18 protein-coding genes are annotated in these 21,431 nt (G+C 60.0%); 11 read left to right on the top strand and 7 right to left on the bottom strand.

What is annotated here, in order from left to right; all coding sequences use genetic code 11:
* Positions 1–122 precede the first annotated feature (122 nt).
* A complete protein-coding gene (locus tag HDG33_RS33050) occupies positions 123–2,876 on the top strand; it encodes a UPF0182 family protein (RefSeq protein WP_184039466.1) in 2,754 nt (917 codons plus the stop codon).
* Positions 2,877–2,888: 12 nt separating this feature from the next.
* Here HDG33_RS33050 and HDG33_RS33045 read toward each other — a convergent pair whose 3' ends face one another.
* On the bottom strand, positions 2,889–3,350 hold the full coding sequence (locus HDG33_RS33045; protein WP_184039464.1) for a hypothetical protein: 462 nt from the start codon (positions 3,348–3,350) through the stop codon (positions 2,889–2,891).
* 183 nt (positions 3,351–3,533) lie between these two features.
* Positions 3,534–3,956, bottom strand: a complete 423-nt coding sequence (locus tag HDG33_RS33040; RefSeq protein WP_184039462.1) for an ACT domain-containing protein — start codon at positions 3,954–3,956, stop codon at positions 3,534–3,536.
* 163 nt (positions 3,957–4,119) lie between these two features.
* Between HDG33_RS33040 and HDG33_RS33035 the strand changes: the two genes are divergently transcribed.
* From HDG33_RS33035 to HDG33_RS33025, 3 genes are all read left to right on the top strand, one after another.
* The gene (locus HDG33_RS33035) at positions 4,120–4,329 is read left to right on the top strand and encodes a hypothetical protein (protein WP_084754273.1); all 210 of its coding nucleotides are present in this window, start codon (positions 4,120–4,122) and stop codon (positions 4,327–4,329) included.
* Between the two features lie 241 nt (positions 4,330–4,570).
* Complete coding sequence (locus tag HDG33_RS33030) at positions 4,571–5,476, top strand: S1C family serine protease (protein WP_184039521.1); 906 nt, start codon at positions 4,571–4,573, stop codon at positions 5,474–5,476.
* 18 nt (positions 5,477–5,494) lie between these two features.
* Positions 5,495–6,163 carry a response regulator transcription factor gene (locus HDG33_RS33025; RefSeq protein ID WP_184039460.1) on the top strand — a complete coding sequence of 223 codons (669 nt, stop codon included), beginning with the start codon at positions 5,495–5,497 and terminating at the stop codon, positions 6,161–6,163.
* Positions 6,164–6,201: 38 nt separating this feature from the next.
* Here the strand turns inward: HDG33_RS33025 and HDG33_RS33020 are convergent, their stop codons facing one another.
* Positions 6,202–6,498 (bottom strand): YdhR family protein, encoded by a 297-nt coding sequence (locus HDG33_RS33020; RefSeq protein WP_018422424.1) that lies wholly within the window; start codon positions 6,496–6,498, stop codon positions 6,202–6,204.
* 112 nt (positions 6,499–6,610) lie between these two features.
* The gene (locus tag HDG33_RS33015; RefSeq protein ID WP_184039458.1) at positions 6,611–8,002 is read right to left on the bottom strand and encodes an NAD(P)/FAD-dependent oxidoreductase; all 1,392 of its coding nucleotides are present in this window, start codon (positions 8,000–8,002) and stop codon (positions 6,611–6,613) included.
* 119 nt (positions 8,003–8,121) lie between these two features.
* Between HDG33_RS33015 and HDG33_RS33010 the strand changes: the two genes are divergently transcribed.
* Together HDG33_RS33010 and HDG33_RS33005 are read left to right on the top strand one after the other, a co-directional pair.
* A complete protein-coding gene (locus tag HDG33_RS33010) occupies positions 8,122–9,672 on the top strand; it encodes an alpha/beta hydrolase (RefSeq protein ID WP_184039455.1) in 1,551 nt (516 codons plus the stop codon).
* A gap of 156 nt (positions 9,673–9,828) precedes the next feature.
* A complete protein-coding gene (locus HDG33_RS33005; protein WP_184039452.1) occupies positions 9,829–11,142 on the top strand; it encodes a hypothetical protein in 1,314 nt (437 codons plus the stop codon).
* Between the two features lie 1,983 nt (positions 11,143–13,125).
* On the opposite strand, the gene HDG33_RS33000 is transcribed toward HDG33_RS33005, so the two are convergent.
* Positions 13,126–14,109, bottom strand: a complete 984-nt coding sequence (locus HDG33_RS33000; RefSeq protein ID WP_184039449.1) for a hypothetical protein — start codon at positions 14,107–14,109, stop codon at positions 13,126–13,128.
* 735 nt (positions 14,110–14,844) lie between these two features.
* On the opposite strand from HDG33_RS33000, the gene HDG33_RS32995 reads away from it, so the two are divergent.
* The gene (locus tag HDG33_RS32995) at positions 14,845–15,243 is read left to right on the top strand and encodes a hypothetical protein (RefSeq protein ID WP_184039446.1); all 399 of its coding nucleotides are present in this window, start codon (positions 14,845–14,847) and stop codon (positions 15,241–15,243) included.
* On the top strand, positions 15,224–16,243 hold the full coding sequence (locus tag HDG33_RS32990; RefSeq protein WP_184039442.1) for a radical SAM protein: 1,020 nt from the start codon (positions 15,224–15,226) through the stop codon (positions 16,241–16,243). Before HDG33_RS32995 ends, HDG33_RS32990 begins: the two co-directional genes overlap by 20 nt.
* 9 nt (positions 16,244–16,252) lie before the next feature.
* Here HDG33_RS32990 and HDG33_RS32985 read toward each other — a convergent pair whose 3' ends face one another.
* The gene (locus HDG33_RS32985) at positions 16,253–16,660 is read right to left on the bottom strand and encodes an NUDIX domain-containing protein (protein WP_260330668.1); all 408 of its coding nucleotides are present in this window, start codon (positions 16,658–16,660) and stop codon (positions 16,253–16,255) included.
* A 354-nt stretch (positions 16,661–17,014) separates the two neighbouring features.
* Positions 17,015–17,791, bottom strand: coding sequence for an SDR family NAD(P)-dependent oxidoreductase (locus HDG33_RS32980; RefSeq protein WP_184039439.1), 777 nt, complete (start codon positions 17,789–17,791; stop codon positions 17,015–17,017).
* A gap of 141 nt (positions 17,792–17,932) precedes the next feature.
* Between HDG33_RS32980 and HDG33_RS32975 the strand changes: the two genes are divergently transcribed.
* The 3 genes from HDG33_RS32975 (at position 17,933) to HDG33_RS32965 (ending at position 21,409) form a co-directional block, all read left to right on the top strand.
* Entirely contained in the window at positions 17,933–18,823 is an 891-nt protein-coding gene (locus HDG33_RS32975) for an AraC family transcriptional regulator (RefSeq protein ID WP_184039437.1), read from the top strand.
* Between the two features lie 596 nt (positions 18,824–19,419).
* Positions 19,420–20,208 (top strand): hypothetical protein, encoded by a 789-nt coding sequence (locus HDG33_RS32970; RefSeq protein ID WP_184039515.1) that lies wholly within the window; start codon positions 19,420–19,422, stop codon positions 20,206–20,208.
* A gap of 568 nt (positions 20,209–20,776) precedes the next feature.
* Positions 20,777–21,409: a malonic semialdehyde reductase gene (locus HDG33_RS32965; RefSeq protein ID WP_184039434.1), complete on the top strand. Its 633-nt coding sequence runs from the start codon at positions 20,777–20,779 to the stop codon at positions 21,407–21,409.
* The last annotated feature ends 22 nt before the right edge of the window (positions 21,410–21,431 follow it).

Below are 21,431 nucleotides of genomic sequence, written 5' to 3'. Positions count from 1 at the left end.
CGTCCACAAGGGTCTTTCGTCATGGTTCGTGGAGCGGCTTCAGATAGCTTGAATTAATGTAGCCATCCGAACCCGGATCGCAATCGCAGCAGGGCAGGGCGACGGCCAGCACAGGAGAGACCATGCGGTCGGAAGTGAAGTCCGGCGTGCGCCTGAGACGTTATGCAATCACGGTGACGGCCGTCATCGTTGGCCTGCTTGTCGTCGGACGCATCACCGGCATCCTGGTCAACTGGCTCTGGTTCTCTTCGATCGGCTATGGTGGCGTTTTCTGGACCATCCTCTCCGCGAGAGCGCTGCTGTTTGCCGCGGTGTTCGCAGTTTCGGCGTGCGCGATATGGCTGTCTGGGATTTTGGCGCATCGTTACGCGAGGCGCGTCGATGTCTTGCGAGCGCAATCTGTTGATCGATCGGGTCCGACGGAAGTTGCCGTTGAACTGTCTGAACTGATCGCGCCGCACGTTCCCTGGCGCTCCAGTATTGCCTGCGCCGCAGTTGTCCTGGGGTTGGTCATTGCCGCTAGCGAAGTCTCGAGCTGGGACCTCGCGCTTCGCTTCATTTATCAGGTCCCTGTTGGCGAACGCGATCCGATCTTTGACAGGGATATCGGCTTTTATCTGTTCTCGCTCCCCGCGTATGTCGCACTCAAGAACTGGCTGCTGCAGCTAATCTTCTGGAGCGCGATCGTGGCAGGTGCTGTCTACGGGTTGCGCGGTGACATCGCGCTGGAGCGGCCACCACGCACGCTCTCGGCCGCCCCCCTCACTCATGGTTCGGCACTGCTCGGTTTGTTCTTTGCGGTGAAGGCCTGGTCGTGGTGGCTCGACCGCTTTCTGCTGCTCTATGGCGACAACGGCGTCGTGGTCGGCGCCAGCTATACCGATGTCCACGTCGAGTTGCCGGTCCTGTGGATGCTTGTCGGCCTTGCCGCGGCCTCATCCGTTGCCCTTTGGATCAACATGCGCCGACGGAGCCATCTGCAACCCGTCGTTCTCGCGCTGCTCGTATTCGGCAGTTCGCTTGTATTCGCTGTGATCTATCCGTCGCTGTTTCAGCGCTTCTATGTCAAACCGAGCGAGCTGAAACTGGAAACACCCTATATCGAGCACACCATCGCGCTAACGCGACAGGCTTACGGCCTCGCAAAGATCGAGGTTAAACCGTTTGAGGCAGAGCAGGGACTGACTCTCGACTCGCTGCAGGCCAATCGGGCGACCATCGACAACATCCGGCTATGGGATGTGCAACCGCTGATGGATACCTATGCACAGTTGCAGGAGATCAGGACTTACTACAAATTTATTTCGGTGGACATCGACCGCTATCAGCTTGACGCCGGATACAGACAGGTAATGCTGTCGGCGCGTGAACTGGAACCGGCCATGCTTCCGACCAACGCCCAAACCTGGGTGAACCTGCGCCTTATCTTTACTCACGGCATCGGCGTCGTGATGTCGCCAGTCACCGAGAAGTCCACCGAAGGCTTACCGTTTTTCTATCTGCACGATATTCCGCCAGTCTCCAACGGCGGCCCGGCCATTCGCGAACCACGTCTTTATTTCAGCGAAGGCGGCCAGGACTACGTCATCGTGAACGGCAACGTAGCTGAGTTCGACTATCCCCAACGGCCGACTAATGCCTACACGACATATAGCGGGAGCGATGGCGTCAGCATCGGCAGTGTGGCACGCCGGAGTCTGTTCGCCTGGCAGCTCGACGATCCGAACATCCTGCTGAGCGGCTATATCACAGACAAGAGCCGGATCCTGCTTCATCGCAACATTCAGGACCGCGTGCGTACGATCGCGCCATTCCTGACTCTCGATCATGACCCCTATGTCGTCGCAAGCAATGGGCGCCTGTTCTGGATCCAGGACGCCTACACCGTCAGCCAGTGGTTTCCTTACTCCCGGCCGGGTTTCGGCGACGGCGCCAATTACATCCGAAACGCCGTCAAGGTCGTGGTCGATGCATATAACGGCACGGTCGATTTCTACGTCAGCGATCCCGCCGATCCGCTCCTGCGCACATACGAGCGCATCTTCCCGGGTTCGTTCAAGCCTTTGGACGCGATGCCACCGGAGCTGCGAAAGCATATCCGCTATCCCGAAGATCTGTTCCTGATCCAGGCGCAGCTCTACCGCGCCTATCATATGGCTGCGCCGGAGATCTTCTACAACCGCGAGGATCTGTGGCAGTTTCCCCGGGAGCTGGTCGGAATGGATGGCGGAAGCACCGCCAGCACGATGCCGCCGTATTACACGATCATGCGACTCCCCGGCGACGCACGCGCCGAGTTCATCCTCATGCTGCCGATGGTGCCGAGCCAGCGGGAGAACATGATTGCCTGGCTGGCGGCGCGTTGCGATCCACCCGGGTACGGCAAGCTCGTCGTGTACACCTTTCCCAAGGACAAGCTGATCTATGGGCCGTTTCAGATCGAAGCGCGGATTCAGCAGAATACCGAGATCTCGCAGCAGATCTCGTTGTGGAACCAGATGGGCTCACGCGTCATTCGCGGTCATCTCGTGGTCGTGCCGATCGAGAACTCGATCCTCTACGTTTCGCCGCTCTATTTGCGCGCGGCGTCCGGTCAGTTGCCGGAGTTGAAGCGGGTGATTGCCGCCTATGGGGACCGTGTGGTGATGGAGAACACTCTGGATGAGGCGCTGGCGGCGCTTTTCAGTGAGACCGCACAAGCGGCATCGCCAGCCCGAGGCACCGTGGACGCTCGCGCGAGAGAGGCACTTGTCCACTATGACCGCGCCATCGAGCGACTGAAGGCGGGAGACTGGAGCGGCTTCGGCGCGGAACTGGATGCCCTCCGGCCGTTGCTCGAGGCACTCGGCGCTGGCCGTTCCGATGATCGGAAGTGACCGACGGGACGATCAATGCGGCTCGCCGAGGCAAGCGTCGGCAACATCGACGATCGGCTCGCTGTCGGCGTGAGCTTGAGGAAACCGGTCAACGCACTTGATCTGAACGTAGGTCCACCACGTTCCCGGTGGATCGTGACCCAGCCACAACACAGTGGCTGCGACCTTGGTTCGCAGCCCCCATTGGCGCCAGTCAGCACCCGTTGGCGAAAAGTTTCCGTGAATGTCCTTGTACAGGTTACGGTCCAACCCGTATCGCTTCAGATAGGGCGGGTTGATGCGCTCGTCGGGCGTAGCCGGCTCGCCACGCGCGATGTCCGCTTGCGCCAGGGCCGCGTCCCGGCGGAAATCGCTCACTGCACGGCCGACCACCGACAGCTCGAACAGCAATGCCCCGCCAACTGCCATGCAAGTCGCGATAATGCAAAGCGAGAGCGCCCAAAGCACCCGCCGTCTGGTCGTCGGTGTCTTCATCACTGTCGACCTCCTACCGGCAACGGGATTCGCCGCCATGCCCGGCGCTTCGTTCGCCATTCAAATGGCCGCTCGGCTTTGTCGCAACGGATTTGAGATGGTCGACGGCAGTCGTGTCAGACAGAGCGGCCCCCTTGCCTCGTCAGCAAGAGCCAAGCCGGTTCGCGGTCCGGTACGGGTACTTCAGGCCCTTTGTAGAAGGTCAATCGCCTTTTCGGCATCGTCCAACGAGTCGACCGCTAGATACGCAATGAACTGCGTGCCAAGTACAGCGGCCGAGACGCCGCGAAGGTTGATCCCCCCATCCGCCAACATCTGGGTCAATTGTGCGATGATGCCCAACTGGTCCAGACCCATTACACGGACGGAGTGAAGGCTCGGGCTGACGCTGAACCCCGCCTGTGTGGCGGCACGGATCGCACTTTCTCCCTCTAGCGGAGCGACAAACACTACTCCCTTACCCGCTGCCTCTGGCGTTCGACGTGCCACGACGAACTGCAAGTCGACACCAGCATCCCGCAAGACGCTTAAGACCTTCGCAAGGCCTCCCGGTTTATCGTCGATGGTAGCTGCCCAAACCTCGACCCGTTCCACGCTCAGTTCCATGGCCGTCCCTCCCGGCTCGAACCTCATTAGAAAAATCTACTTCACGAACGCCATGCCGGCAAGGACTGTCGGACTACGCGCCGGTCGGCGATCCGTGTCCAACTTGCTGCTACTGAGCATCTGTATCAAGATCAAGTCGCCTCATCACAAACAGGCGACTCTCATGACAGACGATCCCGATGGCGATCCTGCTACCGATCCCGACAAACTGAAAGGCCCAGGCGGCATGAGTTTGAGGCAGATCCACGAACAGGTGCAGAAGTCCGTCCAGCGCGACTGCGAAGCGCAGACTGCGCGCCACGCGCCCGCTCCACCGCAAAGCCGCTGGCAGCGGTGGGTTCGCTATGTATGGGGCCGTAGCGGGCGGCGCTAACCGCAGTGTGATCAGGGACGTGCTGGTCGCAGACCAGACTCGTTGCATCGTGAAGTCCGCATTGCATCTACCCGGCTACCCATTTGGGTGGTGTGCGCCCCGCGTCGTTCTGTCATTGTGAACCCGTCGTCATAACGTTAGCTGGACAGGCGAGCAAACGTCGACGCGAAGCACTGGCAGGTCGCACGCAATTGACAGGGGGCTTGAAATGGAAACCACATCCTCGAGCGGAAATCCTTTGATGGATCTCTCGGATAATCTGGCAGACATCGTCGCGCGAGTCGGGCGCAGTGTCGTCGCAGTACACGGCCGACATCGCATGCCGTCTAGTGGCGTAATCTGGCGACGTGGCGTCGTCGTGACGGCTGCACACACGCTCAGGCGTGAGGACGGCATCGAAGTCACATTGACCGACGGCCGTACGGTCGCCGCAGTCCTCGCGGGCCTGGATCTGGGGTCCGACGTCGGCGTGCTGAAACTGGACGGCGTGGACCTCGACCCGATCGGTTCTGGCGACGCCCACTCACTGAAGCCGGGTCATCTTGCGCTCGCCGTCGCACGTGCGGACGATTCCGGCGTCAGCGCTGATTTTGGCGTGATCGGCAGCATAGGTGGTCCCTGGCGCACATGGAAAGGCGGACAACTCGATGCGTTCGTGCGACTGGACGGCGGTCTGCGCCCGGGTTTCTCCGGGGCGGCCCTCGCGGACATGCGCGGGCAGGTCATCGGCATCTGCACCTCGGCACTGATGCGCGGCGCCGGCATCGTGATTCCGGGGATGACCGTGGAGCGCGTCACCGATGAACTGTTGGCTAAAGGGCGCGTCTCGCGGGGCTACCTTGGTGTCGGCACGCAGCGGGTCGGCCTGCTGGACGCCTGGGTCAATAAAATGAACCTGTCGTTCAGCAGTGGATTGCTGATCAATTCGCTTGCGCCGGGCGGCCCTGCGGAGCAGGCGGGCGTGCTGATAGGCGATGTACTGATCGAACTGGACGGCAAGCCTTGCCGCGACATGGGTGACGTGAGTGCGGCGCTGGGCTCCGCAAGCATTGGGCAGCAGTTGCACATCGCCTTGATCCGAGGCGGCGAACGCCACGCGTGTTCGGTAACGGTGGGCGAACGGCCCCAACGGAATTCGTGCAGGTGACGTCCGGGAAGCGACCAAATGTCGGATGGACAGACGATACGGAGGGCGCCTTTACGGGTCGTAGTGATTGCGGCATCGTGGCAAGAGCGCGCAAGCCTGCAAGCGCTTGTCGAGGCGAACCCGGCACTTGAGTTCCTGGGTAGCGCGCCCGACGCCGAAAAGCTCGTCGATTGCCTCGCCGGATCGGTGCCGGATGTGGTCGTCACCGACATCGCGCCGGAGGCGAGCGATGCGCTCAAGACGCTACTCGAACTCTCGCCCGCGTCACCGTCGCTCGTCCTGTTGAGCGACGACCCGGACAGCGACTGGATCTTCGATGCGTTGGCCGCCGATGCGGTGGCTATCCTGCCGCGCAACGCGGTGCCAGCTGAAATCGTCGTGTCCATCGAAGCCGTCGCCGCAGGTCTTTGCGTGCTGACGCCCGACATCCTCGCAAGGCTACTGGCCGAAACAAGACCGTCGCGCCAGAAGGGATCCGGCGAACCATTCGAAGCCTTGACGTTACGAGAGATCGAAGTGCTGGCGATGCTCGCCGACGGACTCGGCAACAAGGAGATCGCGCGGCACCTCGACATCTCGGACAACACGGTGAAATTCCACCTCTCGTCAATCTTCGGCAAACTCGGTGCGACCAACCGCACCGAAGCGGTGATGCTCGGCATGCGGCACGGATTCATCATGGTGTAGACAAGCTCGCGTTTCTCTACCCACGACACCAGACGACGTCATGCTCGAACGTTTTCCACCAACGTGGCAATCTGCACGAACTCGACATCAGGGCGTACCCCGTAGAGACCGGTGACCCGGTCGAGCAACTCATCGGTGAAGAACGCCTTGGCTGCGTCCTCTGATTCCCAAACGTAGAAGTTCGTGGCTTCACGCTTGGCGGAATTGAGCGTGAAAGCCTTTGAACGTAGCCCTGGCATTCCTTCAAACCTTGCACGTGCGGTCTCGGCAATCGTCCGCACGGCTCGTTCATCGAAATTGTCGCCGTAGCGAAACGTAACGAATACACCGATCATGTCGTACTCCTTTGGAGGCTGTTATCAACATTAGCTTCGACGGAAGAGTCCGTCTCGACGAGAACTGCACGCGCTCGGACTCGCGAATGCAGGTGTGGCCGCTCTTACTGGGTTACGTCAGTTCAATACGCTTGTTGTCAGGCGGCTCGCTCGATCGCGGGCGAGAAAGCGGTAGCGCAGACCTCCGGTTGCCTCGCCAGACGCGCCAGGCAATGGCCGGGCTCAGCAGCGACGGCGGCGGGATCATCAGGTTGACTACCTTCAGAAACGCGGTTGCCAGGGTGCTGTCGCGGGTTGCGGCAACGTGAAGCCAGCCGATGTACCAGTTGATGAAACGCAGCATCGGCGGCCGCGAGCCCTTGACGAGCGGATTGCGAAGGTCGTTGCCAACCGCGATGTCCCACGCGATGTCGACGATTTTCGCGGCCTGCCTGAAGAACCGCCGCGCAAGATCGTTCGAGCCCGCGCAACGCAGACACCGCTGCAGCGTCAGCGCCTCTTGCGCCGCGACCGTCATGCCCTGTCCGTAGACCGGGTTGAAGCTGCAGATAGCGTCACCGAAAACCAGGTAATTCCCGGGAAAGCGTGCAAGCGTCTCGTACCGGCGGCGCAGACTGGAGACGTAGCGGTAGCGCCTATAGCCGCTCATCGGCTCCGCTGTGGCGACAATGTCATGAATTTCCATGGTCGGCAGCGTCGCCAGATACGCGAGAAAGCCCTCATCGTTGTCGGGTGCCTCGTCGCCGAGAAAACCCCCGGTACTGACGATCCAGCTGTCGCTCTCCTGTGCGAGGATGACGCCGTTGCGCCAGTTCGGCTCACTCCCGGCGACGATGATGCCGAGCTTGCCGTCAAGATCAGTCGGCCGACGTCGATAGGTCCGGGTGGTGTAGCCGATGCCGACCTCGACCTTCTCGCTGACGGGAGCTCGGTAGCCGAGCTCTTCGAGCCACATCGCGCTGGACGAGCCGCGTCCAGTCGCATCGACGACAAGGTCCGCGTCGACGGTCTCTTCGGGCCTGCCTTCGGCACGTATGCGCACACCTGTCACGCGCTCGCGGGCGGAGTCGCTGGCGAGCCCTCGCACTGCGCAATTCTCGATGGCGCGCACGTTCGGCAGGTCCAGGAGCCGCCGTCGCAGATGGCCTTCGAGCACGGGACGGCTCGCAAGCAGACCGGTCAGGTCGCTCTTGCCATTGGCAAGCGTGACGTTGCGTCCGATCCAGAGCAGATCGTTAGCGACATCGCCGAGCAACCCGCCGCTCTCCGCGACGACCTCACTGTTATATCCGGGAAAGAATTCCTCGAGCACCGCGCTGCCGCGGGCAAGAAGCCCATGAGTGTGACGACCCTGCGGGACGCCTTTGCGCCAGGTGTCCGCTGCCGGAAACGCATCGCGTTCGAGCACGGTCACGGTGGAATAGAAATCCGATAGCGCGCGTGCGGCCAGCAGCCCACCCATTCCGGCGCCTATCACGATCGCATGCTTACCCAGGTTCTTCATGGCAAAGCCTCCAGTGCGATCCGCTGCAATGAGTGCAGCGATGATCGTCTGCCGTGCATGGTAGGATCGACGCGTCCCCTGAGCGTCCCCTGGACGCCGTCATGGAGGGTCGCACTACGATGGCTCTATTCAGCGTGCGGACGCTTGGTTTTCCGGAGATCCGTCGGGACGACCAGCCGTGTCCGATAGGCTTGCGCAAAGGTCTGGCCCTGCTGGTCTATCTGGCGGAAGCGAAGGGCCCAGTCGGGCGCGACGTCGTCGCGACCATGTTGTGGCCGGATAGTGGCGAAGATGTCGTTCGCGTTCGGCTGCGGCGCCTCATGTACCGCCTCCAGCTCACGCTGGGCGACGACGTCCTGACCACCGACCGGTCGACGCTTCGATGGTCATCAGCGACCGACCTGCAAATTGATTCGCAACTGTTCGAGCAAGCCTGTGACGTCGGCGAGTTCGAGCGGGCATGCCGTCACTATCCCGGCGACTTTCTCGAGGGTTTTTCGCCTGGCGATTGCCCGCAGTTCGACGAGTGGGCTTTCTTTCGCCGTGAGGCCTTGCGGGGTAGGGCGATCCACGCGCTGGAACGGGTGGTGCAGGACAGGCATGCGGCCGGCGACTACGCGGCTGCGGCTGTGCACGCCGGCCGTCTCGTTCAGCTGGACCCATTCAGCGAAGCGTATGCGCGGCACCTCATCCGCAATCTCCTGCTCGCCGGGGACCGGGCTACGGCCGAGCGCCACTTCGATGCCTTGACCCAGCGCCTTCGCGACGCGCTCGATGTGGCGCCCGAAACCGAGACCCGTGAGCTACTGAACGCCGCCACTACGCTGCCGATCGAGGCCCCGCCGCCGACGCGCTATGTCTCGGGCGGCGGCGTCCATCTCGCGTTCCAGACCTACGGCACCGGCCGCATCGATATCCTGCTGCTGCCTGGATTCGTGTCCCACGTCGAACGGGTCTGGGAGGAACCCCGCTGCCGGACGTTCCTGTCCTCTCTCGCTGAGATGGGCCGGCTCATCCTGCTCGATCGTCGCGGCATCGGGCTTTCCGACCGTGTCGGGTTCAACCCTGGCGTCGACGCAACCGCGCAGGACATCGGCACGGTGCTCGACGCCGCCGCGAGCCGCCGGGTGGTGCTGTTCGGTGCGTCCGAGGGCGGACCGGCATGCATCAAATTTGCCGCTGATCACCCTGATCGAGTCACTGGCCTCGTCCTGTTCGGCTCGCTGGCCAAGGGAAGTGCGACGCCAGACTATCCGCACGCGCTGCAGGCTAGTCAGTATGACGTGTGGCTCCAGCAACTCGTCGCGGTTTGGGGCGGGCCTGCGGGCATCGAAACGTTCGCGCCGAGCCTATCTCGCGATCCTCAGGCGAGAGCCTGGTGGGCGGGCTTGCTGCGGGCCGCGTCGAGCCCGGGAGCCATCAAGGGCGTGCTCGAGGCGTTGCGCGATACGGATGTGCGGGACCTGTTGGGTCGGATTTCAACTCCGGCTCTGGTGCTGCACCGTCACGACGACCACGCCGTTCGAATTGGCGCTGGCCGGCATCTTGCCAGCCACATCGCACAGGCGCGATACGTCGAACTCGACGGCGTCGATCACTGGTTTTTCGCGGGCGACCAGAGAGCCGTCCTCGCCAGCGTCAGACAATTTGTCGGCAGTCTCGCCGCATGACTGAAAATAAACATGCTGGGTTTGCCGCAATGCGTCGAGCCTCATCACGCGCGACCTCATGGATACCGCGCACGATTTTGCCAACCGGCGTTTTCGGGCAGCACCGATCCTTTATCGCGCCGCCCGACCACGTACGGCCTGCCGGAGGCACCCGGAATGGCTCATGACTGGATCACCAAGCAGCAGCTCGATCAGTTCAAGGGACTGCAACGACTGTATGCCAGCAACCAGGATTTCGATTTCGGCTGGTGGTGTGCATATTTCTGGAAGGAAGCGCGTGCGTCGGGCGGCCGGCTAGATCCGGGTGACGAGAAACTCAAGGCGTTGTTTGTCAGGGTCTATCGCGATCCGACACTGCCGACAATGAACTTCGTTCAGCGCAAGGCGGCCGGCGCGACCATCGTGGTCCAGCAGGCCGCATCCTGGCCCGACACCGATGCCGACAAACGGGCGGTCCTGGAACTCGCCCTCGAGATCGGCTTCAAAGACATGCCGGGCGGCCCGGCAACCGGGGGCATTCCGCGTGGCCTCGAGGTGCGGCGCTACTTCCGCAACAAGCTGCGGCTGAGGACGGCGGGCGGTGGCCGCCTGATCCTACCGATCGGATGCCGGGGCGAAGGGCGCGACTTCGCGACGGTCAGGGAGCACGGCGGCGCGCTCAACCGAGTCGATCTTGGCCTCAACAACATGGGACAGCCGTGGCATCCATTCAGCCATGCACCGCACAAGGACCGGATGTACTTTCGGGTCGCGTCGGGTGACAACTGCCTGTTCTCGGTGCTGAGCGTCGCGGAGACCATGAAGCTTTCGGTCGGTTTTCCGCTGATCGAGGACGAGCAGATCTTCAAATTCCCGTCTGCTCTGATCATGCACTGGACTCGAAGCCAACTGGAACAGGCACGCGCTAACGACGTGTTGCTGGCTCGCGTCACCTGCACGGTCAACGGCACGCAGCGCACCGGCGTGTTCCTGGCCACGCAGTCGTACGCCTATTCATTCAAGGTGCCAGGCGACGCGGTGCACACCCAGGACTTTCTCGAAAACGAAATGGGCGGCGTGCAGGACCAGTGCATCGAGCGCGGCGTGCGCGAGGTGGCGCTGCAAGATTTTCTGTTCGGTCTGAAGCTGCGCCGGATTCATCTCGGCCCGACGCGCGGACATGGCGTGATCGCCTTTATCGAACAGGTGCGCTACCAGATGGGCGGCGACTGGCACGAGAACGTCGAGCGCGCTCTGTATGCCCAGCGTCATTTCGACAGTGACAGGCAGGCTGCCGATGCCGTGCTTGATCCGCTCGAAGCGCAGATACAGGTCGGGCGCATCGAAGGCGAACGTCTGGTTGACGGCAACGTGGTCCAGATCCAGTCGATCGACCAGTGGGCGCTCAGCTATGAGCAGTTCCGCCAGGTAATCGACGAGCCACGCAATCAGCATTTCGGCCAACCCGTGTACTTCGGCGCGACGAGCTGACGTCGAAGATGTCGGTTCTTCCTTGCGAGCCACCCAGACCGTGCCGCGGTACATCGCGGATGTACCGCAACGCGAAGATCACTCGCCGGGCACGTAGCACCTTGCTGATCCCACCTTGCGCTCGCAGATTCTCGACCGAAGAAATGTCTGCGAATACTGAAAGACCTGCGTTGGGATCGACGTACACGTTCGCTTTTCACCGCGCTACCTATTGCGCGGGCGTTGTATGTGGGGTTGTGCTAACCATAGACCACGCTGTGGCAGAAGCCGGCCCAGTTTCTGCCGCTCGACCGCATTTTCGAGCGCTCATTCGAACGACTGCTCCAGTTTGTGACCCGCCGGATACTCAACGCGGACTCCTCGGCCAATGCCGACCTTGGGGTGGGCTGGATTCTACGTCGGCAATGTGATGGATTGCCGACGGTAGCGGCGTCGAGCAGCCGGGCGACAGCTTCCGGCATCGCGAACTCACACTCTCGACCCAAAGACGCCGTTCGGCCGGCTTTTTCCGCAGCGACTGCTTCCCATACCCAAGCAGCCCATAGCAACAGTAGTTGGCTCGTGTGTCGATTCGCGAAAACCAAGTTAGCTAAAGCAAATAGCCCACACGCCCGACGTGAAAACGTATGTTTGCTTACGTACCAATGCCATTCATATCTGCGCGTCCTATTGTTTCGAAGCACCATCCCCAGTTTTGCTTTCGAGATCGCCTAAATCTGCCGTGGCCGGAATCTCTGTTCAGTCGCCCCGGGCCTAATGGTCGCGGAAGTATCCTGCACTTTACGGTTGTGGATTTCCTCCGTCAAAGCATCCACGTCATCGTCGGCTTTCGTCGTCGCTCGCCGGATACCGGACTGGCCCGGAGCGTCGCTTATGATCCAGCGAGCGAACTTCGCAAGCTCATTGTCCACGATTCCTGCAAGCCTCTGGCCTCTGGACATCGTTGGTCGTGAATGTGTTGGTACGCCGCATGAAATCTACGGCCGTTTTAGTCCTTAGAAGAAGCCCCGACAATTCATCGGACCACTCCTGAGCATTGCGATCTTTGATGTCCGGTCTGAATTGTTGGCTTATCAGTGTCGCGGCGAGAACGGAAACTCCCAGCGTCGATACCAATCCTTTATTGACATTGACCTGTACAAAAGATGTGGCAATAATGCCGCTCACAACCACTTGAATAATTGCAGCGTGGCGTTAGCCCTGCCAGCCCAACGCGCAACGACCTCCTGGCTTTGCTTTAGTCGTCGTATTTCGCCACACGGACCGCTGACGCGTCGGCAACAGGGTCATCTTGGCGACTGCGGCAGAGCAGTCGGTCGATCCTGGAGAAGATCCAGCCGCTTGGACCACTCCTACTTGGCTTACGCGAGCAGAGAAAAGTCGCCGACCTAGGAGCATTCAGCACGTTCGCACTATTGGCGACGCCACCAACGGCAGGGTGATAGAGTGCTTCGCGTTCGGGAGGTACTGCGGTATATGTAGTCGGTGCATCGCGCAACTCGACAGGGGACCAAGCCATCGTCTGCCAGGAAGCCGACATTCGAATGTCCGCGATCCGGCTGCGGGCAACGTCAGCAATTGACCGGCTAGCGCATCCTGACCGAGCGCGGCGATCGCCGCGGGCGCGGCCTCTAGCGCAAGGGCATAGGGCCACCCGGCTCTGTCGACTAGCTAGGCGCTAGGTCTACGGCTGCTCACAGGGGTACAACAGCCGCTCGCTGCGCCGGATGCTAACTTACCGCCAACCGCTGTGAGCCCGTACACCGGGCCTGGCCCATGGTGTCTGTGGAGAATCCTTAGAAGGTCGCATGGAGCTCATGCTGACAGCTAACCATCAGGGTGAGGCCGCGGCGAGCGCTAGGGCTCGACACGGCTTGCCGCTATTGCGCTCGCTACCTGACTCCCACGCGGGCTTTTCAAACCGTGGAATTCCTAGGCCGCCCACAAAGTGTGCGACAACGGACGGCAGCAAAAAGGGAGTCCTTAAGGCTGCGCCAGCGTTGCGACGTGCATCGTGAAGGGCATTTCGGTATTCGTACTATGCCACGTCGGGACCGCGTGCTCCGGGCGGTTGCCGACGGAGCCCAGCAGCCCCAGCGCGTCGATGGTGCCAAGGAATTGCTCATATTCGCCGACAGCTGGCTGCTCAGCGATGCTGCATGCAAAGGTCAGAACCCTGAGACGGCTCAGCTTTTCCTCCTCCAGGTGCGCGATAGCGTTCTCGATGACGAGCGCTCCTTTACTGTGTCCAACCAGCGTCCTGATGTGGTCGGTGTGTTTCAGAACGGAGTGAAGTACGTCAGAAGAGCCGCTGCCATGCTGGAACACTGGAGCCTCGGTTGGGGCCGTTTTCGCTCCCGGCACGGTCGCGACCAGACTCCTTCCTACAGATGCGGCTCCCGGCAACAACACCGCCAGTGTGTTCTGAAGAGGCTGCTTCATCCAGTACGTAAAAATTCCGAACCCGAGGAAACCACCCAGTGCCTGCTGGACGACGTCAGCTAATCCGTAGCCGGGAACAATGCCTGCCACGGGCTTTCCCATTGCGCGGGAAACATTCCACGCCAAGGCCGCAGATCCGAGGGCGGAGCTTCCCACGCCACTGACCGAGATTGAGTCAATACGGCTCACGCCGTCTTTGGCGCGGAGGAACTCGGAGACATCGAAGAAGCACTGGATGTGAGGAGTCGTGCTGGCGTCAACGATAACAATGGCACCCTCTGGGTTTGCTAACGCGCTCAGGTCGACCTCTTGAAGCGCTCGAGCAAACTGCGCGCAGAAGTCACAGGGGCCGTGGATGGTCACGTCCAAACCGTCGAGTTTCATCGCGCGTTGAAAAGCAGTGACGTCATAGAAGACCATATCAATGAGCGTATTGGCGAACCGAAGCGAGCTGATGAGCGGCTTGATCTGCGCGCGCTGCACCTCGAAATCGGACAGTTTGAAGGGCTCGTATACAGTAGCCATGGGGATGCTCACAGAATGCGCGACCATACGCCTTTCTGCCGTCACGTATCACACTCCCAATGATCCGCAGGGCTGGGACAACTGCGCTGGTACGTGAAGCGTTCCTTCGGCTAGGGAGCAGGCCGACTCACACAAAGGTAGTTAACCCTGAAGCATTGCGGCGGCCAATCTACGTGCTAGGGCCGCCATGCATTGCGCGATCGCTCCACTGGCATCCGGCAGGTTCCAGAGTAAGCCCAGCCACTCCAATGACAGGCTCGTGGTCGGGCGACCGGCAGCATCTGGCCGAACCCAGCCCGATGCGGCCTCAGTCTACCGCCGCTCGATGCCGATATGCGACCCGCATAAAGCGACCCTCTCCGGTTATACGCGTCTGCGCCAGTGTGACGACCTCTTGCAAAGGCGGATTCAACCGGTCGATGCAATAGTTCGATGGAATCGTTCAGCCGGTGTTTCGTAATCCAGGGTCTTCCTTGGACTCTCGTTCAGCCGAGGTATTAGAGTCCCCTCGCAAAGCGCGGCGGACCCTCGTCAGACGACATTTGTGGACGGATAGTCTCCAATTGTGGTCAACAAGCAAATAGCGCGGCGTCGAGAAATAAACTAAAGGAATATCCATGGCGCCAGTCTCTGCGCAATCGAAATCCTTGGATTGAATTCGTCAACCTCATCGCCTACTGTTATCTCAACGGCCAACTCAGTGGAATCTTGTCCGTTTTCGTCAAAGGAACAGCCATGGCACCGAAACAGAAGCGTGGGTCAACTAAACTGCTCGACGCGTGGAAGGCCCGGATGCTCACCGAAGAATCCGTAAAAGAAATTTCTGACGCATTCGAGAAGTCCCCGGCGACAGTCCAAAGTGCAAATGTACTCGGCGGCGAAAATGCAACGAGTGTTCGCGTCGCTTTGAGTTACGACGGCGACGACATACCAATCTGTGGCAACGACATCGCTTTCTGGCTAAAGTGGCACATCATTCATGGCGGTGTGATCACTCCTCCGAAAATCATTATCAACGGGATCCCCTTTCCGGATTCGGTGCTCCTTGAATTGGAGTTCGGCCACGCGAGTCCCGTCCCCACGGAAGGCGTGTCTGTCCCACAAGATCTAAACCGTGGACCGGCAGGTGGTTAGCGACGGTTTGACGGGACTTGCACCTGTTTTGCACGTGCATCCACTGCGCCTTTGCAACCTCGCGTGTGCGCACTGCTACTCCTCGTCAGGACCGCACGCGAAGGGCGAACTGCCCATTGACCTGCTCGTGGCTTGCCTTAAAGATGCCTTCCAGCTCGGGTATCGGCAAGTTGCCATCTCAGGCGGCGAGCCGCTGCTATACGGACATCTGCGTGAAGTGTTGATAGGGGCACGTGATCTTGGGATGCTAACGACCCTTGTATCGAACGGTATGTTAGCTAATGGTGAACGTTGGGAACGAATCACACCCTACCTCGATTTTGCAGCGATATCAGTCGACGGACGTCCCGAAGAGCATGACGCAATCAGGAGAAGACGAGGGGCATTCGATATCACTGTTTCAAATTTTGAAACTATTCGGGCGTCGGGCATTCCTTTTGGAATCCTGTTTACGCTCACCCAGCACAACGTTGATAGTCTCGACTTCGTCGTGAGGTTGGCCGCGACAGTGGGTGCACGTAGCGTGCAGGTCCACCCACTCTCGTTGCAAGGCAGGGCCATCGGCGAGCTTCCTGAGTCTAGGCCTGACGACGTTGAATTGATAGCCGCGCTATGTGAGGTAACCCGCCTCGGCGAGACTTGCGGAGTTGCGGTCCATGTCGATGTACTCACAATGGAACAGCTACTCCAACACCGGCATCTGATTATTCCGTCGCTGCCTGTGACGAGCTTGACGAACGTTTTACCCGTGCTCATCGTGAGATCAGACGCCTATGTACTTCCCCTGACACACGACATCAATCCAGCATTCTGGCTCGGAACACTCAATGAGCGCTCCCTTGCCTGTCTTGCCCAAAGCTGGTTGGGCTCGGGCTTAGCAGACAAACTGGTCGACGCTTGTGCACGAACGTGGGCAGGAACTGTAGAGTCTGGCACGCCTGCGGTGTATTGGTTCGATGAAGTCGCAGCGCGGACATATTCGCCTGCGTTGGCAACCTAGAATCCTTTGCTAGATGGTCTTCCGCGCTTTTCCGGTGGTTCCCGGAAGCTGGGAGTATGGCTTCTGGTATCCGGTTTCTTCCATCACCTCCCGGGCAATTGCTTCTTGGGGGCTTTCACCCAGTTCAATTCCCCCAGCTGGCAAACTCCAAGCCTCATCCGAAGATTTCTCTTGCAAGAGAAGTCGGCCCTCGTGATCGTGAATCACGGCCCCAACCGACGGGCTCAGTATCAAACCACTACCGACCTTCTGTCTTAACCAACCGATGTAGCTCTCGTCATTCAAAATGCCACCCGCATAGGAAAGTCGAACCGTTGAGTTGGAAAACCGAACCTCGGCATCGGAGGCGATTGTCGCGGATCTGAACGGCCTTGTCGAACGGCCGAAAGTGGCCGACTGCCGCCTGCTGGCGTTCAAGGCTGGATTGCGTCGCCGCCGAGGATCTGCATCAGGGTCTTCGCGTTGCGCTGCCCCTGGTCTTCCCAACTGTTGTTCTCTACACCGATAACCGTTACCGCGGACTGCGGAGGACAGTTGACGACCCACTGGGGACCTTCAACATCTGAAAGAGAAGGACCGTTCAGGAAAGCAATTCGGACGCTCGTGGCAACTTGAATCCAGTTTAGCCGACCGCGAATCGATTTCAGAGATCGCGCAGTATCGAAAAGCCTTTCTCGACCGCCATCAGAGCGAGATAGGCGCAGCATCCGCGCTACCGACGGTGTTGTCGCCTACCCAGTCCTGGAGGACTGGGCTTCGCGATGCCGCGCATCAGATGTGGATACCACCTGCGACCTCGATGCGCTGCGCGTTGACCCATCCGAACTCGTCCGAAAGCAGTCCGGCGATGACGGGACCCACGTCTTGAGGAAGGCCGGCACGACCGAGCGCCGTGTGGTCAGCGACCGCCTTGTTGACCTGTGAATTGTCGCGGACAATACCGCCGCTGAAATCCGTGGCGATCGCACCGGGTGCGACAACATTGACCGAGATGCCGCGAGGTCCCAACTCGAGCGCCATATAACGCGTGAGTGCTTCGACGGCGGCCTTCATCGGACCATAGACTGCTCTGTTAGGGAAGGCAAATCGGGCAAGCCCGGACGAGACATTCACAATCCGTCCACCGTCGCGGATAAGCGGAAGCAGTTTCTGCGACAGCAGAAAAGTTCCCTTGAAATGCACGGCAAACTGGGCGTCGAGTTCGTCTTCCGTACCCTCCGCGAAGCTGGCGGTGGACGAGATCCCAGCGTTGTTGACCAGAAAGTCAAAACGATCGACGCCCATCGTGCCGAGTGCGTCGTGTACACGCGCAACAAAGCCATCGAACGAACTGGCTACGCCTGTGTCGAGTTCAAGCCCGATGCCGGGCGCACCCGCCCCGTTCGTCAGGGCGACAACCGCATCGGCTTCTGCCCGGTTCGATTTGAAGGTGAAGATTGTGCGTACGCCTCGCGCTGCCAGTCGCAACACGGTATCGCGACCAATACCGCGACTTCCGCCGGTGACAATCGCTACCCTGCCGGCAGCGTCCTTTGTGGTTTGTGACATGTTTTCCTCTCACAACTTGGGTGTGAACCGATTGTAGGGATATGAGGCAGGCGTGTTGAATGCCAAAACTAGTCTGGTTTTTGCCTAATTGTGCTTCGGCGGAGTATGCTCGCCTGAGTTCATTTTGGAAGTCGTCAATCGATGTCGGATCTGGCCAAAGCGATTCTGCGTTACACACAACGTCAGCCAGGGACGAGTCCATACGAGACGGTGATCGACGGCGTCTACATCCTTCGCTCCGACAATCCCAAGCCACCGTCGTACCGACTCGCCAGCCCAGCGCTGTGTATCGTTGCTCAAGGCGCAAAGTGGGCGACATTCGGCAGAAGCCGGCTCGAATACAGAGCAGGTCAGGCGCTTGTCGTCGGTGTGGAGACGCCTTCGCTCGGGCGAGTCTTCGAAGCGCGCCCTGACAAGCCGTGCCTCGTGCTGATTGTCGAGTTCGATCTGGGCGTGATGCGCAGTGTCATTGAGCAGATGACGAATCCGCCCAAAGCCGCTGCGGGGAACGGTCGCGGTGTTCTCGTGACCGATTTCGGTGGGGCGCTGGCCGACTGCGCTTTGCGACTCGTTCGTCTGCTCGACACGCCAGACGCGATTCGGACGATTGCCCCTTTGATCATCCGCGAGATGTGCTACTGGCTTTTCGCCGGCGCTCATGGTAGCGAAATGGCGCGATTGGCCCTCACAGACGGTCCATCTCATCGTGTGTTGCAAGCCATCCAGTCCCTGCGGCAGCGCTATGCCGACCCGGTTCACATCGACGAGCTTGCGTCGGTCGCGCAGCTTAGCCGTTCCGCGTTTCACCGCCAGTTCAAGGCACTGACTTCGCTGACACCGGTTCAGTATCAGAAGCAGCTTCGTCTTCTCGAAGCCCGGCGGTTGATGTTGTCTCAGTCGCTAGGGGCCGAAGCTGCCGCATTTGCGGTCGGCTATGAGAGCGCGTCGCAATTCAGCCGCGAATATGCCCGCATGTTTGGTGCTCCGCCCAAGCGTGATACAAAGCATACACGGGCGATATTTGAGGCGTAGTGAACGGGTGACGCGTATGTCGCCGACTTGATACATAACTGCGCAGTTGACGTTCGATCGATTTCGGGCGCGGGGGAGCGCGGCGACTCGCCTTGAGACGCTTCAGAACGGCGCATTCGTGCCGAAGCGGCGGCAGCTTGGTGTTGCCCGTCGCTGCGACCCGTCGACGCCTGCGAATCTGTTATGGCTTGGCGACTTCCTGGCACTTGCGCGTCGGTTCAGGCGGCTGCTGAGAACTCGCGAGCGGACGATTGAATGGAAAGCGCCAGTGACTCTTCATGGCCGGTTGCAGTCTCATGCAATGAGCATACGCTGCCTGAACTTCGCACGAGCTGCGATCGGCAGCACGCGACCCACATCTGCCCTTCGACCCGACGCGATCGCTACGGCAGCTTCCAAAGTGGAACAGCCATTCGAGCAGCCGTCTTAGCCGGGAAGTTCTCGGCCTTTATACCTGCCGTTGGGATTGCTGAGCTGACGAAGAACGGATCAAGCGGGTGCCTACGGCCGCTGTCGCGCGGTCGAGTTGACCGTGGAAGGCTTTGCGATAGACTGCCTTGATCCTAGAGGGGTTTGTCGTGGCTGATCTTAAAACCATGTTGGTCCGTTCGAACGCCGCTTGCGCCCTGATTTGCATGTCGCTGCTGGCGCACGCCGGGACGTCGGCAGACTCAGCCACTGTTACCCGTGCGACTGAGCCTGAAATTTCTGCCTCTGCAGATGTCCTGTCGACTCGGCCTTTCGTGGGCGACGACCCGGTTGCCATCAGGGACGCCTTGGCGGACCAGAGCTTCAATGCCAACTCGCCTTCGTTGAGCGATCGCATCAGGAACCTGATCCACGTCCCTGTCCTTAAGGCGCCAAGCGATCTCGACTTGCCGAAAGCCAGTCTCGACCGCGACCTGGCTTTCGTCGTACCGGCGCCCTACGGAGTACGATATCAGTCAAAGACGCACCTGTTGACGGTAAACGTAGATCTATCCGATGACGACAATCCGGGAGTGATCCTGCTCAAGAAGACCATAACCGGACCACGCGGTCGAGGGCTTGTGGTGGCGCCGGAGGCGAAGGCCAAGGGGTACATCCAACATATCGATCTGATTGAGCTCAAGTCCGGCGAACGGAGCAAAACCAGGGTTCACGGACGCGTGACACTCTCGCAGTCGGCGTTCTACGAAGCGAATGGAGACTTCGCGATTGTGCTGATGTGTAGCATGGCGCCGCCTTACCTGACCGACCGACGCGAACATAGCGATCCCAGCGACGACGAGCCCACAGACATCACAACAAGAACCTCGACGCTGTACACCAACATTCACGCCATCTGGCTGGTGAGCCCGCAGCGGGGTATTGTGCTATCGAAGAAGCTGCATCTGTCGAAGTAAAGAAGTAAAAAACCCCTGGATTGTTTTTCGACACAACCTCTCTCGGGGTGCCGGTTTCGAATCAGACAGAGGAAGCCGCAGCTTCTGAGTGTCACCAAGCCGGATTGTGCGCGGGAGACGCCGCTACCTGGAATAGCGGCATTGAACGTTAGCGTGAGACAGCGCAGGGACATCTGACATACTCTGCTCGCACGGAGCTGGATCGCGGCGCCGTGATGGTCGCGCGTAAGCTGTGACCCTTTGCAACGGTTAATTGAGGCGGGCAACGCGTCGCTACACCTTCTCTCGTTCGAAAGTGATCGGAGTCAGACTGATCTGCTCGGAAATGCCGACTTCCTTATAGTCCAGCAGGGTGCTCCCCGAAGCGTCACTGGTACCCGACCGCGCAAATTTTTCCATGGACGACGCGTGGTACGTCTATAACACCCGAACGGGGCTGCGCTCAGATCATCGATGATCTGCTGCGTGATGTTCACGAAACGCTTGGACGGCGTACGGCCCTCCAACAATTCGTGGTTGTTGATGCAGGAAGGCAACTTGCAACGTCCGTTTCCGCTGGGAGGCAAATATGGAGAAACGATTGAATGGAGAAGGGATGGATCTGCCGTTCCGTCAGGCTCGAACCCACAATAGCTGGCTGCCTAAGCCGGTCAGTGATGACACATTGCGCGAACTCTACGAGCTGATGAAGTGGTGCCCAACGAGCGCAAACTGCAGCCCAGCACGTATTCTGTTCCTGCGCACTCAGGATGCGAAGCAACGACTTGTGCCGGCATTGGCACCAGGCAATATCGACAAGACGATGAGCGCACCGGTGACAGCCATCATCGCTTATGACGGCAAGTTCTATGACAAGCTGCCCAAACTCTTCCCGCACGCAGATGCGCGAGCCTGGTTCGCCGACACACCGGAACTGGCCGAGGTCACGGCACGGCGCAATAGCTCGCTACAAGGGGCCTATTTCGTCCTGGCTGCCCGCTCGCTCGGACTGGATTGTGGTCCGATGTCCGGGTTCGATCATGCAAAAGTTGACCATGAATTTTTTCCTGCGAGCGCACAGGAGGGCACCATCCAGCAGGAGTACTTTCCCGACAGCCACATCAAGTCGAATTTCCTCTGCAATCTGGGCTATGGTGATCCGGCAGGGCTGTTCCCGCGCAGCCCACGCCTAGATTTTGACGAGGTCTGCAAATTGCTCTGACCAGCAGGAACCCGGCTTCGCC

The organism is Paraburkholderia sp. Cpub6, from assembly GCF_014201065.1.
Taxonomy (GTDB): domain Bacteria; phylum Pseudomonadota; class Gammaproteobacteria; order Burkholderiales; family Burkholderiaceae; genus Paraburkholderia; species Paraburkholderia tuberum.
The sequence above is the reverse complement of the archived record's forward strand: the minus strand, read 5'-3'. Positions and strand labels throughout refer to the sequence as shown.

Excerpts from the sequence above, each read along its gene's own strand:
- HDG33_RS33050 (WP_184039466.1), top strand. The coding sequence starts at position 123 with ATGCGGTCGGAAGTGAAGTCCGGCGTGCGCCTGAGACGTTATGCAATC.
- HDG33_RS33045 (WP_184039464.1), bottom strand. The coding sequence starts at position 3,350 with ATGAAGACACCGACGACCAGACGGCGGGTGCTTTGGGCGCTCTCGCTT.
- HDG33_RS33040 (WP_184039462.1), bottom strand. The coding sequence starts at position 3,956 with ATGGAACTGAGCGTGGAACGGGTCGAGGTTTGGGCAGCTACCATCGAC.
- HDG33_RS33035 (WP_084754273.1), top strand. The coding sequence starts at position 4,120 with ATGACAGACGATCCCGATGGCGATCCTGCTACCGATCCCGACAAACTG.
- HDG33_RS33030 (WP_184039521.1), top strand. The coding sequence starts at position 4,571 with ATGGATCTCTCGGATAATCTGGCAGACATCGTCGCGCGAGTCGGGCGC.
- HDG33_RS33025 (WP_184039460.1), top strand. The coding sequence starts at position 5,495 with ATGTCGGATGGACAGACGATACGGAGGGCGCCTTTACGGGTCGTAGTG.
- HDG33_RS33020 (WP_018422424.1), bottom strand. The coding sequence starts at position 6,498 with ATGATCGGTGTATTCGTTACGTTTCGCTACGGCGACAATTTCGATGAA.
- HDG33_RS33015 (WP_184039458.1), bottom strand. The coding sequence starts at position 8,002 with ATGAAGAACCTGGGTAAGCATGCGATCGTGATAGGCGCCGGAATGGGT.
- HDG33_RS33010 (WP_184039455.1), top strand. The coding sequence starts at position 8,122 with ATGGCTCTATTCAGCGTGCGGACGCTTGGTTTTCCGGAGATCCGTCGG.
- HDG33_RS33005 (WP_184039452.1), top strand. The coding sequence starts at position 9,829 with ATGGCTCATGACTGGATCACCAAGCAGCAGCTCGATCAGTTCAAGGGA.
- HDG33_RS33000 (WP_184039449.1), bottom strand. The coding sequence starts at position 14,109 with ATGGCTACTGTATACGAGCCCTTCAAACTGTCCGATTTCGAGGTGCAG.
- HDG33_RS32995 (WP_184039446.1), top strand. The coding sequence starts at position 14,845 with ATGGCACCGAAACAGAAGCGTGGGTCAACTAAACTGCTCGACGCGTGG.
- HDG33_RS32980 (WP_184039439.1), bottom strand. The coding sequence starts at position 17,791 with ATGTCACAAACCACAAAGGACGCTGCCGGCAGGGTAGCGATTGTCACC.
- HDG33_RS32975 (WP_184039437.1), top strand. The coding sequence starts at position 17,933 with ATGTCGGATCTGGCCAAAGCGATTCTGCGTTACACACAACGTCAGCCA.
- HDG33_RS32970 (WP_184039515.1), top strand. The coding sequence starts at position 19,420 with ATGTTGGTCCGTTCGAACGCCGCTTGCGCCCTGATTTGCATGTCGCTG.
- HDG33_RS32965 (WP_184039434.1), top strand. The coding sequence starts at position 20,777 with ATGGAGAAACGATTGAATGGAGAAGGGATGGATCTGCCGTTCCGTCAG.